Origin of the sequence: Iningainema tapete BLCC-T55 (genome assembly GCF_014698965.1) — a bacterium.
Classification (GTDB): Bacteria; Cyanobacteriota; Cyanobacteriia; order Cyanobacteriales; family Nostocaceae; genus Iningainema; species Iningainema tapete.
The window spans coordinates 1-15,719 of record NZ_JACXAE010000085.1 but is presented as its reverse complement, the minus strand read 5'-3'; the positions used below and the strand labels follow the sequence as shown (position 1 = coordinate 15,719).

Sequence of the window (15,719 nt, the reverse complement as noted above, 5' to 3'; positions counted from 1 at the left end):
AATTTGTAGTTACGCAAACTGATCTATTTCCTGATGTTATCCTTGGAAAATGATTTGACAGTGTCAAGGTGACTCACAATAAGATTTTGATTTCAGTCGGCAATTTCTCCGGTTTGTTTCTCTGCTCCCTCTGTGCCTGTAGCGATTTAAAAGTATTTTATTTAACCGCAGAGGCGCAGAGGACACAGAGGAAAGAGGTGATCGGTTTGATTCCGGAATTTAACTTTTATTAACTGTATCTAGATCTGAGTATCTGTATAATCTGTGTTACAGCGATTTTTGTCTTATTTATGAAGCGGTTAATTGTCCAAGTTTTGGCAGGAGTTGCGATCGCTGCCATCGCAACTGCAACCCTCAATCAACCTAGCTCTGCTCAAGGTGCAATCTTCTACTGCGACAAAAGCAATGGTGTACCCACGACATTTGTGCGCACTCAAGACGGTAAGAATTTGCCGATGATTCGCTGGGCAGCTGACTATTTTCGCGGTACAAATTTGACACCGATACGACGCTGTCAAGAAGTATCGCGAAGATTTCAGAGCAACTACGATAACGGTACGCTCAGATATATTAAAGCAGGTATGCTCAACGGATTACCTGTTGTCTGCGCCGCTGCTCAACAAGATGCAACTTGTACAAATAGAACATTGTTATTCACGCTCAAGCGTGGTAGCAATCCTAATACTACTGCCCGCCAGTTATTTGATCGCCGTGCCTTAGCAGCAGGCAACACAGTCAATCAAGTAGGCGGCAACACAAGCAACGAGCCAGTCAATATTGATGTGGAAGCGTACTTGTACTTCGCACCATCAGCTAAATAAGTTGCTCATTGTTAATGGTTAATTGTTCGCCATTAACCAATCTTTACAAATAAGCGGCGGTATATTAACGCAACATCTGAAATGAATTGGCGTAAATTCACACTGATTGCTTGTCTGAGCGGTTTATTCATTACGTTACCAATTTGGGTAGCAAATATTAGTGTGAGCAAACTTGCTCAACCAAAACCACCGCTCAACCAATTCTCTGTAGAACAAATACAGCAGCAAGCACAAGCTATCACTGTAAAAGTGATGTCATCAGATGTATTAGGTTCAGGAATTATATTACAGAGGCAAGGTTCTGTTTATACCGTGTTGACAAATGCTCATGTGCTGCGAGCAGGTAATCCCCCATATCGGATTCAAACAAGCGATCGCCACATCTGGCAAAATGTAGAGACGAACGCAAGTACGTCTCTACATAAAAATGATTTGGCGATATTGCAGTTTCGTAGCACAGGCAAAGTTTATCTTGTCGCATCCCTGGGTTCTTCCCCAGTAGTAGGAATGGAGGTATTTGCCGGTGGGTTTCCGACTACAGAAGAAGTATCTGGGGAAAAAGGCTTTGTTTTCAACACTGGTAAAGTGTCGCTAGTGTTGCCAAAAGCTTTAGAAGGCGGATATCAAGTTGGGTATACCAATAATATCCAAAAAGGGATGAGCGGAGGACCACTCCTGAATCGTCAAGGTAAAGTTGTCGGTGTCAATGGAATGCACGCCAACCCAATTTGGGATGCTCCTTCCGTGTTTGCCGATGGTTCCGAAGCTGCTCCCGCGTTACATCAAAAAATTACTCGCCTCAGTTGGGCTGTGCCAATAGATACTGTTCGCACCCTCCTGCCTCGTTCCCCTCGTTCCCAGGTTCCACCTGGGAATGCACTCCAGGAGGCTCTGCCTCCGCCCACCCCAAAAAAACAAACTATACAAAATTAAAAAATGAACTTTTATCATCGACTCACACCAGCATTAATTGGTGTATCCATCGCCCTTGTGCAACCGCAAATTGCCGTAGCAATTTCTGCATCTGAAGTATCTAAAATTGCCAAAGAAGTCACAGTATTAATCCAAAGTCAAAGTAAACAGCCCAGGTACGGTTCAGGAGTGCTCGTTAAGCGACAGGGCAACACTTACAGCGTCCTCACCGCCGCGCATGTAGTAAATGTTGCCGATAAATATGAAATAGTCACCGCTGATAATCAACGCCACTCAGTTAATTACAATACCAAGAAACAATTACCAGGAGTAGATTTAGCAGTAGTAGAATTTACCAGCAATCGTAACTACAACGTTGCGAAAATGGGTAACTCTGACAGCAGCACAGAAGGTACAACAGCTTACGTTACTGGTTATCCAGAACCGACACTGGCGATTAATCAATCGATTTACACTTTCACCACTGGCGAGGTTACTGCTAACGCCACGAAAGCGCTACGTGATGGTTATGCTTTAGTTTACAGCAATGACACCAAAAATGGTATGAGTGGTGGTGCTGTCATGAATGACAAAGGTGAACTGGTAGGAATTCATGGCAAAGCAGACAAAGATACCAAAGAAGCCAAAACAGGTTTCAACTTAGGTGTTCCAATCAACACTTTTTTGCGACTCTCCGCCACAAATGCCGTAGATGTGGGAGTTTCTGCACCTAATACTCCAGTAACCACAAAACCCATAGCCGCAGACTTTTATATTCAGGGTGTGGATAAGTATCAAAAAAAAGACTTCACTGGAGCGATCGCCGATTATACAGCAGCAATTAACCTCAATCCCAAATATGCCAGAGCTTATAATAATCGAGGTCTTGCCAAGGCAGAGTTGGGAGATCATCAGGGGGCAATTACCGATTATAACTCTGCTCTTCGTCTCGATGCTAACTTAGCTGTAGCTTACTATAATCGGGGTAGTAGCCGCGCCGACTTGGGAGATCATAAAGGTGCGATCGCCGATTACAATTCTACGCTACAGATTAGTCCTAACTATGCCGATGCCTACAATAATCGCGGTCTTGCTAAGGCAGCATTAGGAGAGCATAAAGAAGCAATTGTTGATTACAACTCTGCTATACGCATTGATCCTAGCTTAGCTGTAGCTTACTACAATCGGGGTACTAGCCGTGGCGACTTGAAAGACTATCAAGGCGCAATTGTCGATTACAACTTGACATTAAAGATTGATCCTAATTATGCCAATGCCTACAATAATCGCGGTCTTGCCAAGGCAGCTTTAGGAGACAATAAAGGCGCAGTAGCAGATTATAACACTGCTTTGCGCATCAATCCCAACTTAGGCGTAGCTTACTATAATCGAGGTCGGATCAGCTTTGACATGGGAGACAACAAAAGCGCAGTTGCCGATTACACCTCTGCTCTACGATTTGACTCTAAAGATAGCAAACTTTACTATAGTAGAGGTTATGCCCGCTACAACTTAGGCGACGATCAGGGGGCAATCGCCGATTATAACATAGCGCTCAGCCTTAATCCCAAAGATGCTGATGCATATAATAATCGAGGTCTTGCTAAGGCAGCTTTAGGAGATCATAAAGAAGCAATTGCCGATTTCAACTCTGCTTTGCGCTTCAATCCCAACTTAGCTGTAGCCTACTACAATCGAGGTCGTAGTCATGCTGACTTAGGCGATCGCAAAAACGCACTCTCCGATTATAACTCTACACTAAAGGTTAATCCCAAATATGCCAATGCTTATAATGATCGGGGTTTGATTCAGGCAGAGTTGGGAGATCACCAAGGGGCAATTGCCGATTACACCTCTGCTGTGCGCTTTGATCCTAACTTAGCTGTAGCCTACTACAATCGGGGTCATAGTCACGCCGACTTGGGAAATCTCAAAGATGCAATTGCCGATTACGATTCTACACTACGGATTAATCCTAAATATGCCAATGCTTATGCTGCCCGTGGTCTTACTCGTGCGCAGTTAAAAGACAAACCGGGAGCAATTGCCGATTTACAAAAAGCATCTGAGCTTTTTCAACAACAAGGAAAACCAGAAGATTACCAAAAAGCTCAGGAGTACATTAGAAAGTTTCAGAAGTGAAAAAAGATGTAGAGACGTTCCATGGAAAGTCTCTACAAGGATTCTGAATAATATATGTTTAAATTTGATCGATGTCTAATAGACATAGCAGTAGAGACGTTCCGGCGGAACGTCTCTACAAGAAATCTGAATAATGCATGTTTAAATTCGGTTGATGTCTAATCGCAACAGCCACCCTAACAAGACAAACTATATAATAAATGAAAAAATGAAATATCATCAATCACCACTACTAATTGGCGTATCCATCGCCCTAATACAACCGCAGATTGCTGTAGCAACTTCTGCAACTGAAGTATCCAAAATTGGCAAAGAAGTTACAGTATTGATCCAAAGTCAAAATAAACCGCCAAGGTATGGTTCGGGAGTAATTATTAAGCGACTTGGCAATACTTACACAGTTCTCACCGCCGCTCATGTAGTCAATGTTGCCGATAAATATGAAATAGTCACCTCTGATGGTCAGCGTTATCTGCTCAACTATAGTAAGATGAAGCAATTAAAAGGAGTAGATTTAGCTGTCACGGAATTTACCAGCAGTCGAAATTACACTGTGGCAAAAATAGGGAACTCTGACGCCAGTACAGAAGGTGCAAAGGTTTATGTTACCGGGTATCCGGAACCTACCTTTGCAATTAATCAGTCGATTTACACCTTTACCACAGGAGATATTACTGCTAACGCTACGAAAGCACTACGCGATGGTTATGCCTTAGTTTACAACAATGACACTAAAAAAGGTATGAGTGGTGGTGCTGTGATCAATGACAAAGGTGAACTAATTGGAATTCACGGCAGAGCAGACACAGATACGAAAGAAACCAAAACAGGCTTTAACTTAGGTATTCCCATCAATACTTTTTTGCGCCTCTTTGCAACAACTGGGCTAAACGTGGGAGTGTCTGCGCCTAACACTCAAGAGGGGACAAAATCTAGAGCCGCCAACTTTTATCTTCAAGGTGGAGATAAACGGAAACAAAAAGATTATCGAGGAGCAATTGTTGATTATAATGAGGCAATTCGCTTAAATCCTCAATATACTTTTGCCTATAATGATCGAGGTATTTCTCGAATCGAATTAGGAGACTATCAAAGAGCAATTGCTGATTTTAACTCAGTACTAAAAATTAACCCTAACTACGCTCTTGCCTACTACAACAGGGGTTTAACCCGTAACAAGTTGGGCGATAAACAAGGAGCAATTGCCGATTACACTTCGGCTTTGCGTATTAATCCCAACTATACTCAAGCTTACAACAATCGGGGTGATATCCGCAACGAATTGGGAGACAACAAAGGCGCACTTGAAGATTTAAATTCTGCCCTGCTGATTGATCCTAATTACGATCTTGCTTACCTAAATCGGAGTCGTAGCCGCATAGGTTTGAGAGACTACCAAGGAGCAATTGCTGATGCTAATTCTGCGCTGCGGATTAATCCTAACTATGCCAAAGCCTTCTACAATCGGGGGATTGCTCGTAACGCTTTGAGGGACTACCAAGGGGCAATTTCTGATTATGATTCTGCCTTGCGCATTGATCCTAACTATGGTAACGCCTATATCAACCGGAGTCAAAGCCGCATAGCTTTAGGAGATTACAAAGGAGCGATCGCTGATACCAATTCTGCCTTACGCATCGATCCCAAATCTGCTCTAGCATACAATAATCGAGGTCTTTCCCGCTCTTACTTGGGAGATAAGCAGGGGGCAATTTCTGATTACACTCAAGCCTTGCGCATTGATCCTAAATATGCTTTATCTTACCGCAACCGGGGTCGTGTCCGTGCTGATTTAGGTGACAAACAAGGAGCATTGGTTGATTTTCAAAAAGCTGCTGATTTATATCAACAACAAGGAAAAATCCCAGATTATCAAAAAACTCTTGAGTATATGAGAAAGTTTCAATAAGTAGGTAGGCGGAAATAAATGCTCGTTTGTAGTAAGGGCTTCAGCCCTTATCACATACGCCCTGAGCGCTCTCTAAATCATTGGTAAACAAACAGATCCCCGACTTCTTAAAGAAGTCGGGGATCTGAGCCGCAATTTTAGATTAACTTACTGAAATTCAAAAGATTTGACCATTTTCTCGGCTGTTTGGATAAACGTATCATATTTATCTATTTCTGCTGTATAAGTAATAACGTATGCCTTGTCACCTTTTAAAGTAAAAACTTGCAGATTTTTTAAACTATTTTCCCCGTCTTTTCCAGTAAAAACTAGTTGATTTGCTGATTTGTATGCCAGAGTTGTTGTACCTGTATTAACAATCTTTGCTTGTGAAAGATGGTTGCTGATATCCTTAATCGAGGAATCTTTAAATTCATCCAATGTTCCAGAAAAATTCTCAACAGTTATAGTCAGTTTTTCTTGAAATTTATCGGTATTACTTTCTCTTGGCGACAGAAATATAACCACTTCATTAGTAATCGGGTTATTTATATTTTGTAATTCCCAATTTTGCGGATATTTTATCTTGATCCCATGACTAGAATTGTCGTAGTTGAGAAAATTTTCATCGGCAGGTATAATGTTGCGTAAGAGAAAGATGGCAGTTGCGATCGCTCCTACTATTGCTAGTCCACGTAAAAATTTCTGAAATAATCCTGAAGGCTGACTAGAACCAGAAATTACTGTTACTGGATGTCCCTTGATCTTACTTGGTGATATTGCCCTTAAAGCTTGCAAAGCTTCATCTGCTGACTGGTAACGCAGACGAAAGTCATAGCGCACCATCTTATCTAAAACATCTGCAAACTCTTGACTCACTTGTGCGCGTTTACGCCAATCAATTTCACCCGTATGAGGATCTCTGGGTAAATCTTTTGGAATCATTCCTGTCAGAGCTTGGATACCAATGATCCCCACTGCATAAACATCACTACTAAAATGTGGACTATGGTTAGCTTGTTCACTAGGCATATAACCAATAGTACCCACTGCTACAGTATAATTTGTTTGTCCCTTAGTAATTTGTTTAACTGTACCAAAATCTATCAGCACAATTTTATTGTCTGACTCGCGCCGGCGGATATTTGATGGTTTGATATCTCGATGGATAGTGTTGTGATTGTGAACAAAGGCTAAAACTTCTAAAATATCTTGTAGAAGTTGAATGACAAAAGTTTCACTCAGTTGTTGACCATGAGGCAGTTCTTTTTCCAGATCGTGACCTTCAATAAATTCTTGTACTAGATAAAATTCTTGATTTTCTTCTATATGAGCTAATAATCGGGGAATTTGGTCATGATTGCCTAATTTCTCCAGCATTTGCGCTTCTTGATCAAACAATCTTTTTCCCGTCTGTAAAGCGTAGGGGTTTGTAAAGATTGGTTTAAATTGCTTGACAACACATTTAGGGTGATTTGGGCGTTGCAGATCCAAAGCTAGGAAAGTAACACCAAAGCCTCCTTGTCCAAGGGATTCGATAATTTGGTAACGTCCACCCAGCATTTGACCCTGCATTTAAATCACCATGTATGATGGAGGTTGACACTTCATATGATTTTAGATTCTGACACAAAATAAAGTGGCGAATCGCCACCCCTAAATCTACAATAAGGTAGTTATGGTGTAACAACCATGCCCAAACCCAAAATTCTCCTCGAAAACCGCGATTACACATTCCCTACACCCTAGAAGGGTGTGGCTACACAAACAAAGCCCGCCCCTTCGGGTTCGCCAGTTCCCTACGGCGGGAAACCCGCCTGCAGGACTGGACTCACTGCGCGGGCTGTAGAAAAAGGGATTGACAAAGCAGATGTGGTATGGTAGCGACTGTTTAATCTGGAAAGAATTTGTTAGTCGTTCTATCAAAACTTAACCTCAGTTAGATTACGGAATTTAACTTTTATTAACCGTATCTATATCTTATGTGTGTATAATCTGTGTGAAACGATTTTTACCATACTTATGATGCGGTTATTTGCCCAAATCTTGGCAGGAGTTGCGATCGCACTGAGCGCAACTGCAACCCTCAATCAACCCAGCTATGCTCAAGGTGCAACCTTCTACTGCGACAAAAGCAATGGTGTACCCACAACATTTGCTCGCACTCAAGACGGTAAGAATTTGCCCATGATTCGCTGGGTTACCGACTATTTCCAAGGTACGAGTTTGACACCACTACGGCGCTGTCAGGAAGTATCGCGAAGATTTCAGAGCAACTACGATAACGGTACGCTTAGATATATTAAAGCAGGTATGCTCAAAGGATTACCAGTTGTCTGCGCTGCCGCTCAACTAGACGCTACTTGTACAGATAGAACATTGTTATTCACACTTAAGGCTGGTAGCAATCCCGATGCTACTGCACGCCAGTTATTCGACCGCCGTGCCTTGGCAGCAGGACAAATAGTCAATCAAGGCGGTAAAACAAGCAATGAGCCAGTCAACATTGAGCCAGTCAACATTGATGTGGAAGCGTACCTGTACTTCAAATAAATAAGTTGTTAATTGTTAATGGTTCATTGTTCATAGGCAACAGCCCACCCTAACTAGACAAACTATACAAGAAATTAAATAATGAACTTTTATCATCGACTCGCACCAGCACTAATTGGCGTATCCATCGCCCTTGTGCGATCGCAAATTGCCGTAGCAATTTCTGCATCAGAAGTATCCAAGATTGCCAAAGAAGTCACAGTACTGATCCAAAGCCAAAGTAAACAGCCAAAATACGGTTCAGGAGTGATAATTAAGCGAGAAGGCAACACTTACACTGTGCTGACAGCCGCTCATGTGGTAGAAGTCGCAGATAAATATGAAATAGTTACCTCTGACAATCAACGTTACTCGCTCAACTACAGTACCAAGAAAAAATTGCCCGAAGTAGACTTAGCTATAGTACAGTTTACCAGCAATCGAAATTACACCGTTGCGAAGATGGGTAACTCTGACACCAGTACAGAAGGTACAACAGCTTACGTCACTGGCTATCCTGAACCAACTTTCGCGATTGATAAGTCGGTTTACAATTTCACTACTGGGCAGATTACTGCTAATGCCTCAAAGGCTTTGCGTGAAGGCTATGCCTTAGTTTATAGCAATAATACGTCAGAGGGGATGAGTGGTGGTGCTGTGATGAATGAAAAGGCCGAATTGGTAGGAATTCACGGCAGAACAGACAAAGATCCCAAACAAACCAAAACAGGTTTTAACTTAGGCATTCCCATCAACACCTTTTTGAGACTATCAGCAACATCTGGGGTAAATGTGGGAGTTTCTGCTCCTAATACTCAAGTAGTTACAAAACCCCTAGCTTCCGATTTTTACATTCAGGGAGGGGATAAGTATCTCAAAGGAGACTTTAAAGGAGCCATTGGTGATTATACCGAAGCTCTTCACCTCAATCCCAACTATGCCGAAGCTTACTTAGACCGGGGTCGTACCCGCTACGAGTCAGGAGACAAACAGGGAGCAATTTCCGATTTCAATCAAGCCCTGCGAATCAATCCCAACTTAGCCATTGCCTATAACAACCGGGGTATTACTAGCTACGAGTCGGGAGACAAACAGGGAGCAATTGCTGATTACAATCAAGCCCTGCGTATTAATCCCAACTTAGCCCTAGCTTACGTTAACAGGGGTAATGCCCGCGACGACTTGGGAGACAAACAGGGGGCATTTGCTGATTTCAACATGGCACTACGTATTAATCCTAACTATGCCTATGCGTACTACCACCGGGGTATTACCCGATCTACGTTGGGAGACAAACAAGGGGCAATTGCCGATTTCGACTCGGCGCTGCGGATTAATTCCAACTACGCCCCACTCTACTTCAAGCGGGGTGTTGCCCGCGACGACTTGGGAGACAAACAAGGAGCAATCGCCGATTTTAATCAAGCCCTGCGCATTAATCCCAAATATGCCTTAGCCTACGTTAGCCGGGGTAATGTCCGCGACGACTTGGGAGACAAACAAGGAGCAATCGCCGATTACAAAACTGCGCTACAGATTGATCCCAACAATGCCTATGCCTATTACAACCGAGGTGTTACCCGCTTTAGGTTGGGAGACAAGCAGGGAGCAATTGCTGATTATAACTCTGCCCTACGAATTAATCCCAACTATGCCCAAGCCTACAACAACCGGGGTATTATCCGCTCCGAGTTGGGAGACAAGCAGGGGGGAATTGCTGATTTGCAGAAAGCTGCTGACTTGTATCGACAACAAGGAAAAACAGAAAATTACCAAAAAGTTCAGGAGTTAATCAGAAAGTTTCAGCAGTAGTCATTAGCATCGTTTCTTGTTGAATACAATCGCCCCTTCCAATCATTCCTGTACAAACTACGCCCGATGAAAATGGCGATCACGTTTTGGTGTGAAACAATCATAGCGCGATCATTGTTTTGCCTTGTCTAGACTTCACACCTTTAAGATGCTGCTTTGAAAGTAGTATTTACATTTTCAGTTTGCCGAACAGCTGCTAAATGCTCTTTGTAAAAGTCGTCTAATTCAGCAACAAACCTACCTTCAAGTATCTTAATTCCCAAAGCATCGCTTACAGCTAGAAAATCTAAAAAAGAAGCATTTTGGTAATCTTTATCTTCAAAAGACTTAATTTGTTGTTTTGTGCGATCGCGTAAGGCTGCAAGTTCATCTGATGTGATTTTGAAGGCAATTCTTGCTTTTATCAGCAGATCTGATAATTTATTCATACTATTAGCCGTCAGTGTTATTGGCTCATTGGGATTATGAGCGACGAGAATTTCGTACTCACTGATTTCATCTAATAGCGATTGACGCAGTGCTTCGTTAGAATCTTGTAATAATTGCCAACCTTCAGGATCTTTTAATCTTTTCTCTTCATTTGCATGTAGTTTGCGGTTCGTCTCATCGAACTTTTTTGCCCACTCTTTTGAGTATTCGTACTGCAAGTAATTCTTAATCATGCGTTTTACCTTAGCAAATCTGACGCAGCTTATCCATCAGGTATGCGTGTTTTTGCTCCCACCATTTATCAGTCACTTCAATAAGTTCACCACTCTCAAGCCCTTCTATCAACAATTAGTTTAAACGTTCTTGTTCCTTGCGCTTTTGATCTTGACTGATTAACTCTTGAAGGTATTCACTTGTTGAATTATAGCCGCCTTTAGCAACTTGTTGCTCAACAAAGGCTTTCATTGACTTAGGTAAGGAAATATTGATGCTAGTCATAGCTTAAAATTGGAAGTGAATTGTTTTTTCATTTTAGATCGCACTCGGGCGGACGAAAACTACTGTAGGGTTATCTGCAACATATGAAACACTTAAGCAACGTTTTCAGCAATAGGCTGAGACAATGCTATTTCCTCAAGCTCATCGCTCTTTTTACTAAAAGCAGCTTCAATTTCTGGATTGGATATTGCTAAAGCACTCTCATGCCATTTATGACGGCTGAGCAGGCATATTTGTCGAAGAGCCACAGAGCATTAACTACTTGAGTAGTAATTTGTTTGACTGTGCCAAAGTCTATCAGCACAATTTTATTATCTAATTCGCGTCTGCGGATATTTGAGGGTTTGATATCCCGATGGATCGTGTTGTGATTGTGAACTACAATAAAGTAGTAGTAGTGTAACAACTATGCCCAAACCCAAAATTCTCCTAGAAAACCGCGAGTACACCTTCCGCTCATATTTTGAGATGAACTATGAGCCAGAAGAAATCCTTGTTGAGTTCGGTTACACTCTGAAGCGCTCAAGGCTTTCCCTCCCAAAAACACAAAAACCTCTGGATAGACTAACAGAATTAAGCGAACGTATCGAACGAACCCTCCCACGTGTTAGCCTGACAAGTGAAACCGCACGTCGAGAAACCTTAGTTGCACCAGTACTATTGGAAGTTGCGACATACTACTGTGACTGTCAGCTGCGAATTGAGTACCCACTTGCAGTAAATCAGTGGCTAAAAGGGAATTTTGATTATTTACTGCGCTCAACTCAAAGCCTTTTAGTTGTTGAAGCCAAAAATGATGATATCACCAGAGGGTTTACTCAACTAGCAGTTGAGTTAATTGCCTTATCACTTGTCGAAGAACAACCTCTTCACTACGGTGCAGTTACTATTGGTGATGTTTGGCGCTTTGGGATACTGGATGTGAAGGCGCAACGGATTACAGAGGATATTACTATCTATTCCCTACCTGATAATTTAGAAGCTTTACTGACTGTCCTTGTAGGTATTGTGGAAAGAAGTTCTAGCAATTCGCTATAATTTACAACAGGTAGCCGAAAAGCGTCTACCTTATTATCCTTCCTCTGTCAGTTTCTCTTATTGCTAAATTAAATCCTCCTCAATTAACTCAGCCATCTTCATCAAAGCTTTTAAAGTTCCGATTTTAAGGTCTTTATTTTTATGAACTGGAATCGAAATGATTTTACTTGTTTGAGGATTTTCGTAGATGTGATGGCTACCTGTGACTCTCTGTAAAACCCAACCTTTTTGTTCGACAATCTTACACAGTCGCTTACCAGATATAGATTTCATACCGCAATTTCGATAACTTGATCGCTTGGCTCTATTTTGTGACTGCTATTTGCGACTTCAAGCCATCCTTCAATTGCATCTTTCAAGTTAGCTAATACTTCTTCCTTCGTGTCACCTTCAGTAATGCAACCGGGAAGTGCAGGAACTTCTGCCCAGTAACCACCTTCTTCGGCTGGATGAATAATTGCTTTTATCTTCATATGATTACTGTCTTTAATCTTTACTCTCACTCAAGCTTACTTTCATCTATTATTCTAAACGACATTACTCTTTAAGGACGCCACGTCCGGGTTAGACAGCATTCGTAAATACCTTCACGACTAACTGCATAATCTGATAGTGTTGGAATTGACCCAACGGATAATGCAATCCCTTTTCTGCGCTGTAGCCTTTCAATAATTGCATGGAAATCAGTTTTTTTGAAGATGTAGCGTTTGGGTTAGACGGTCGTTGTTTTTAAGAGTTGCTTAAATCTTGGAGATGCTTTTTATATATTCCCAACTTAGTATTATACCATATAATCCAGAAAATGCTATAAATTTACCAAGAGAATAATAAGTGACTACTGTGAGGGAACAACCTGCCATAAGGCATCGTAGGTTATCTTTCAGTAAGTCTAAATAACGGCAGCATCTTATGAAAATCAGCTTGTGCATGATTGTTAAAAACGAAGAAACAACATTGCCAAAATGTCTTGGCAGTGTTAAGAATGTTGTGGATGAAATGGTAGTGTTAGATACAGGGTCGAGCGATCGCACTGTGGAAATCGCCAAAAAGTATGGTGCTATTGTGCATCACTTTGAATGGTGCAATGATTTTAGTGCTGCCCGCAACGAAGCCCTAAAGTACGTCACAGGTGATTGGGTTCTGGTATTAGATGCTGATGAAACTCTTACCCAGAAAATTGTACCTTTGATAAAAGATGCAATCCGTCGGGACGAATACCTCTTGGTTAACCTTGTTCGACATGAGGTGGGTGCAGAACAATCACCTTATTCCTTAGTTTCTCGCTTGTTCCGCCATCATCAGGATATTAGCTTTTCCCGTCCTTACCACGCGCTAGTAGATGATAGTGTCACCGAGATTTGCGCCAAGGAACCACAATGGCAGATAGGTTACATCCCCGGTGTAGCAATTCTTCATCATGGTTATCAAAAAAGTGCGATCGCTCAACTGAACAAATACACCAAAGCACAAACGGCGATGGAAGAGTTTCTCGCTAGTCATCCCCATGACCCTTATGTTTGCAGTAAACTAGGAGCATTGTATGTAGAAACTGGGAAAACAGTACAAGGTATTGAGTTGTTAGCAAGAGGAGTAGCTGCTTGTGAGGACAACTATGATATTTTGTACGAACTCTACTATCATTTAGGTATTGCCTACAGTCGCTTACAAAATCCCAAACAGGCGATCGCCCACTATCAAGCTGCAATTAAGTTACCTATCTACCCGATTCTTAAACTAGGATCTTACAACAATTTGGGTAACTTACTGAAAGCATCTGGAGATTTACAAGGGGCAAAAACAGCTTATGAAACAGCAGTGAAAATCGATCCCACTTTTGCTGCTGCTTATTACAATTTGGGCATGACTCTGAAAGCGATGAACTTATTCACAGATGCAGTAACATTCTACCAAAAAGCCATTCAATTCAACCCCAAATATGCAGAAGCGTATCAAAACTTAGGGGTAGTGCTGCTCAAAATTGGTAATCTCCAAGAGAGTTTGATTGCATTTAAAAAAGCGATCTCCCTTCACGAACAACACAACCCCGAAGAAGCAAAGCGACTGCGCCAAGGTTTGCAAGAAATGGGATTTAAGTTGTGATACAGAAGCTGCTGGGGAGATTCAGGTAATTCGGGCGAAGCGTGAGTTGAATGCATGATTTTATGGGCGGAATAACCTTTATACCCCTCCAGCTTGAAAAATCTGTTTTGCGGTTAAATTCAATTCTGGGAATGTTGGTGAAATTAAGCGATCGCCACCTCTAAACTGGTTAACTTGATACTCACCTTCCACTAATGAGTAAATAGAAATAGTAGGTAGTTTAGGATTACCGATAAATCGTTTACCGCCCAAAGCTAAGTAATCCACAATCCAGTATTCACCTATGCCGAATGACTCATACTCTTCTAATTTCAAAGCGTAGTCATCCGACCAATTGGTAGAAACAACTTCAACGATTAAACGAATAGAATCACCTCGTGTAATGATAGATTCTTTTTTCCATCGAGGTTCATGCTTAGAAACCTGTTGTTTATCTAGAATAATGACATCTGGTTCATAACCGCTATTGTCTCTTGGTTTAATAACACATTCTTTTGGAATGAAGTAAGGTAGTTGCAAACGCTCAATTTCTATAAAGAGTTTGCCAGAAGTAAATCCCGCTACCTCTGAATGTGGTCCTGTTGGCTTAGGCATTTCAACAATTATTCCATTATGTAACTCATATTTGTGTTCTGAATTCTCTGGATACCATTCAATGAATTTATCAAATGTGACTAGTTGTGGTAACGATTGAATCATAAAAATCCTATTTTTAGTATAACTAAAAACTTAGTTTGATTCAGATGCCCGCCTTCTTAAAGAAGTCGGGCATCTTAGCCTCGTCTTTGAAAGAAGTTAATCATTTCTTCTACAATGGGAAGAAACTTATCATATTAATTATTCTAGCCAATGCCAGAAATTATCACTGCCGTTTATGAAAACGGGGTTCTGCGCCCCTTAAATCCCCTATACCTACAAGAACACCAAACTGTGCGGATTCAAGTTTTGAATGAAGAACCCGCGATGGATGCCGAACAAATAATCCAGTCGCTAGTTGCAGCAGGACTGGTTAGTCCTCCCCCCCGTCGGGGCGATGTTGAGCCAGTTTCAGAACAAGCGTGGCGTGAACTCACCCAAAGACTGGAGGCATCTCCCAGTAAGCCCCTCTCAGAAATCATCATTGAAGAACGGGGTACGATGTGACTGCTTACTTTCTAGACAGCAGTGCTTTGATCAAACGGTATGTGCCGGAAACTGGCAGTGCTTGGATACGGGCAATCTCGGCTCTCGATTCCGGCAACTCATTAATCATTGCCCGAATTACTTGGGTAGAAGTCAGAAGCGCTCTTGCCCGAAGGCAACGGGAAGGCAGTCTGACTATTTCTGATGCAAGCCCTAATTACCCAAAGGTTTCGCTTTGACCTAAATAATCAGTACCAAGTCATTGAACTCGATTCAATACTTGCGGAAACTGCGGCTCAGTTGGTCGATCAATACCCTCTACGCGTTAAAACGGACTTGATCTATTAGCTGACTTTTCCCGTTAAGTCTCGAAAAGCTTACTCACAAAGGATTATGAAGAAGGGACACTATATACGGTACAGTAA

At 41.8% G+C, this 15,719-nt stretch carries 17 protein-coding genes and 1 pseudogene; 10 read left to right on the top strand and 8 right to left on the bottom strand.

Annotated elements, in window-relative coordinates:
* Window positions 1–290 precede the first annotated feature (290 nt).
* The 4 genes from ICL16_RS27810 (at window position 291) to ICL16_RS27795 (ending at window position 5,784) form a co-directional block, all read left to right on the top strand.
* Complete coding sequence (locus ICL16_RS27810; protein WP_190834636.1) at window positions 291–821, top strand: COP23 domain-containing protein; 531 nt, start codon at window positions 291–293, stop codon at window positions 819–821.
* 81 nt (window positions 822–902) lie between these two features.
* On the top strand, window positions 903–1,754 hold the full coding sequence (locus ICL16_RS27805; protein ID WP_190834634.1) for a S1 family peptidase: 852 nt from the start codon (window positions 903–905) through the stop codon (window positions 1,752–1,754).
* A gap of 3 nt (window positions 1,755–1,757) precedes the next feature.
* Window positions 1,758–3,875: a serine protease gene (locus ICL16_RS27800; RefSeq protein WP_190834631.1), complete on the top strand. Its 2,118-nt coding sequence runs from the start codon at window positions 1,758–1,760 to the stop codon at window positions 3,873–3,875.
* A gap of 208 nt (window positions 3,876–4,083) precedes the next feature.
* Entirely contained in the window at window positions 4,084–5,784 is a 1,701-nt protein-coding gene (locus ICL16_RS27795) for a serine protease (protein ID WP_190834629.1), read from the top strand.
* 147 nt (window positions 5,785–5,931) lie between these two features.
* Here the strand turns inward: ICL16_RS27795 and ICL16_RS27790 are convergent, their stop codons facing one another.
* Complete coding sequence (locus tag ICL16_RS27790; protein WP_190834627.1) at window positions 5,932–7,338, bottom strand: serine/threonine-protein kinase; 1,407 nt, start codon at window positions 7,336–7,338, stop codon at window positions 5,932–5,934.
* 447 nt (window positions 7,339–7,785) lie between these two features.
* Between ICL16_RS27790 and ICL16_RS27785 the strand changes: the two genes are divergently transcribed.
* Together ICL16_RS27785 and ICL16_RS27780 are read left to right on the top strand one after the other, a co-directional pair.
* On the top strand, window positions 7,786–8,316 hold the full coding sequence (locus tag ICL16_RS27785; protein WP_190834625.1) for a COP23 domain-containing protein: 531 nt from the start codon (window positions 7,786–7,788) through the stop codon (window positions 8,314–8,316).
* Window positions 8,317–8,397: 81 nt separating this feature from the next.
* On the top strand, window positions 8,398–10,107 hold the full coding sequence (locus ICL16_RS27780) for a serine protease (RefSeq protein ID WP_190834622.1): 1,710 nt from the start codon (window positions 8,398–8,400) through the stop codon (window positions 10,105–10,107).
* A gap of 143 nt (window positions 10,108–10,250) precedes the next feature.
* On the opposite strand, the gene ICL16_RS27775 is transcribed toward ICL16_RS27780, so the two are convergent.
* From ICL16_RS27775 to ICL16_RS46060, 4 genes and pseudogenes are all read right to left on the bottom strand, one after another.
* A complete protein-coding gene (locus ICL16_RS27775; RefSeq protein ID WP_190834620.1) occupies window positions 10,251–10,769 on the bottom strand; it encodes a hypothetical protein in 519 nt (172 codons plus the stop codon).
* A gap of 115 nt (window positions 10,770–10,884) precedes the next feature.
* Window positions 10,885–11,034, bottom strand: a complete 150-nt coding sequence (locus tag ICL16_RS47415; protein ID WP_337907134.1) for a ribbon-helix-helix domain-containing protein — start codon at window positions 11,032–11,034, stop codon at window positions 10,885–10,887.
* A gap of 92 nt (window positions 11,035–11,126) precedes the next feature.
* Window positions 11,127–11,282, bottom strand: coding sequence for a hypothetical protein (locus ICL16_RS27765; RefSeq protein WP_190834726.1), 156 nt, complete (start codon window positions 11,280–11,282; stop codon window positions 11,127–11,129).
* A 2-nt stretch (window positions 11,283–11,284) separates the two neighbouring features.
* Window positions 11,285–11,419, bottom strand: a pseudogene (locus tag ICL16_RS46060) (protein kinase domain-containing protein); the annotation flags it as partial.
* 23 nt (window positions 11,420–11,442) lie between these two features.
* Between ICL16_RS46060 and ICL16_RS27755 the strand changes: the two are divergent.
* Window positions 11,443–12,072 (top strand): hypothetical protein, encoded by a 630-nt coding sequence (locus tag ICL16_RS27755; protein WP_190834616.1) that lies wholly within the window; start codon window positions 11,443–11,445, stop codon window positions 12,070–12,072.
* Between the two features lie 63 nt (window positions 12,073–12,135).
* Here ICL16_RS27755 and ICL16_RS27750 read toward each other — a convergent pair whose 3' ends face one another.
* Both ICL16_RS27750 and ICL16_RS27745 read right to left on the bottom strand, forming a co-directional pair.
* On the bottom strand, window positions 12,136–12,345 hold the full coding sequence (locus ICL16_RS27750; RefSeq protein WP_190834614.1) for a type II toxin-antitoxin system HicA family toxin: 210 nt from the start codon (window positions 12,343–12,345) through the stop codon (window positions 12,136–12,138).
* Window positions 12,342–12,545 (bottom strand): type II toxin-antitoxin system HicB family antitoxin, encoded by a 204-nt coding sequence (locus ICL16_RS27745; RefSeq protein ID WP_190834612.1) that lies wholly within the window; start codon window positions 12,543–12,545, stop codon window positions 12,342–12,344. The genes ICL16_RS27750 and ICL16_RS27745 overlap by 4 nt, the downstream gene beginning before the upstream one ends.
* Before the next feature lie 454 nt (window positions 12,546–12,999).
* Here ICL16_RS27745 and ICL16_RS27740 point away from each other — a divergent pair, with 454 nt between their 5' ends.
* Complete coding sequence (locus ICL16_RS27740; RefSeq protein WP_190834610.1) at window positions 13,000–14,172, top strand: tetratricopeptide repeat protein; 1,173 nt, start codon at window positions 13,000–13,002, stop codon at window positions 14,170–14,172.
* A 78-nt stretch (window positions 14,173–14,250) separates the two neighbouring features.
* On the opposite strand, the gene ICL16_RS27735 is transcribed toward ICL16_RS27740, so the two are convergent.
* Complete coding sequence (locus ICL16_RS27735) at window positions 14,251–14,871, bottom strand: Uma2 family endonuclease (RefSeq protein WP_190834607.1); 621 nt, start codon at window positions 14,869–14,871, stop codon at window positions 14,251–14,253.
* 150 nt (window positions 14,872–15,021) lie between these two features.
* On the opposite strand from ICL16_RS27735, the gene ICL16_RS27730 reads away from it, so the two are divergent.
* Together ICL16_RS27730 and ICL16_RS27725 are read left to right on the top strand one after the other, a co-directional pair.
* Window positions 15,022–15,315 carry an antitoxin family protein gene (locus tag ICL16_RS27730; RefSeq protein WP_190834605.1) on the top strand — a complete coding sequence of 98 codons (294 nt, stop codon included), beginning with the start codon at window positions 15,022–15,024 and terminating at the stop codon, window positions 15,313–15,315.
* A complete protein-coding gene (locus tag ICL16_RS27725; protein ID WP_190834604.1) occupies window positions 15,312–15,533 on the top strand; it encodes a type II toxin-antitoxin system VapC family toxin in 222 nt (73 codons plus the stop codon). The genes ICL16_RS27730 and ICL16_RS27725 overlap by 4 nt, the downstream gene beginning before the upstream one ends.
* Window positions 15,534–15,719: the final 186 nt, after the last annotated feature.

Bases quoted from the DNA above. Each gene is read 5' to 3' on its own strand.
- ICL16_RS27735 (WP_190834607.1), bottom strand. From the start codon at position 14,871: ATGATTCAATCGTTACCACAACTAGTCACATTTGATAAATTCATTGAA.
- ICL16_RS27740 (WP_190834610.1), top strand. From the start codon at position 13,000: ATGATTGTTAAAAACGAAGAAACAACATTGCCAAAATGTCTTGGCAGT.
- ICL16_RS27810 (WP_190834636.1), top strand. From the start codon at position 291: ATGAAGCGGTTAATTGTCCAAGTTTTGGCAGGAGTTGCGATCGCTGCC.
- ICL16_RS27730 (WP_190834605.1), top strand. From the start codon at position 15,022: ATGCCAGAAATTATCACTGCCGTTTATGAAAACGGGGTTCTGCGCCCC.
- ICL16_RS27745 (WP_190834612.1), bottom strand. From the start codon at position 12,545: ATGAAGATAAAAGCAATTATTCATCCAGCCGAAGAAGGTGGTTACTGG.
- ICL16_RS27785 (WP_190834625.1), top strand. From the start codon at position 7,786: ATGATGCGGTTATTTGCCCAAATCTTGGCAGGAGTTGCGATCGCACTG.
- ICL16_RS27795 (WP_190834629.1), top strand. From the start codon at position 4,084: ATGAAATATCATCAATCACCACTACTAATTGGCGTATCCATCGCCCTA.
- ICL16_RS27750 (WP_190834614.1), bottom strand. From the start codon at position 12,345: ATGAAATCTATATCTGGTAAGCGACTGTGTAAGATTGTCGAACAAAAA.
- ICL16_RS27780 (WP_190834622.1), top strand. From the start codon at position 8,398: ATGAACTTTTATCATCGACTCGCACCAGCACTAATTGGCGTATCCATC.
- ICL16_RS27805 (WP_190834634.1), top strand. From the start codon at position 903: ATGAATTGGCGTAAATTCACACTGATTGCTTGTCTGAGCGGTTTATTC.
- ICL16_RS27755 (WP_190834616.1), top strand. From the start codon at position 11,443: ATGCCCAAACCCAAAATTCTCCTAGAAAACCGCGAGTACACCTTCCGC.
- ICL16_RS47415 (WP_337907134.1), bottom strand. From the start codon at position 11,034: ATGACTAGCATCAATATTTCCTTACCTAAGTCAATGAAAGCCTTTGTT.
- ICL16_RS27775 (WP_190834620.1), bottom strand. From the start codon at position 10,769: ATGATTAAGAATTACTTGCAGTACGAATACTCAAAAGAGTGGGCAAAA.
- ICL16_RS27790 (WP_190834627.1), bottom strand. From the start codon at position 7,338: ATGCAGGGTCAAATGCTGGGTGGACGTTACCAAATTATCGAATCCCTT.
- ICL16_RS27800 (WP_190834631.1), top strand. From the start codon at position 1,758: ATGAACTTTTATCATCGACTCACACCAGCATTAATTGGTGTATCCATC.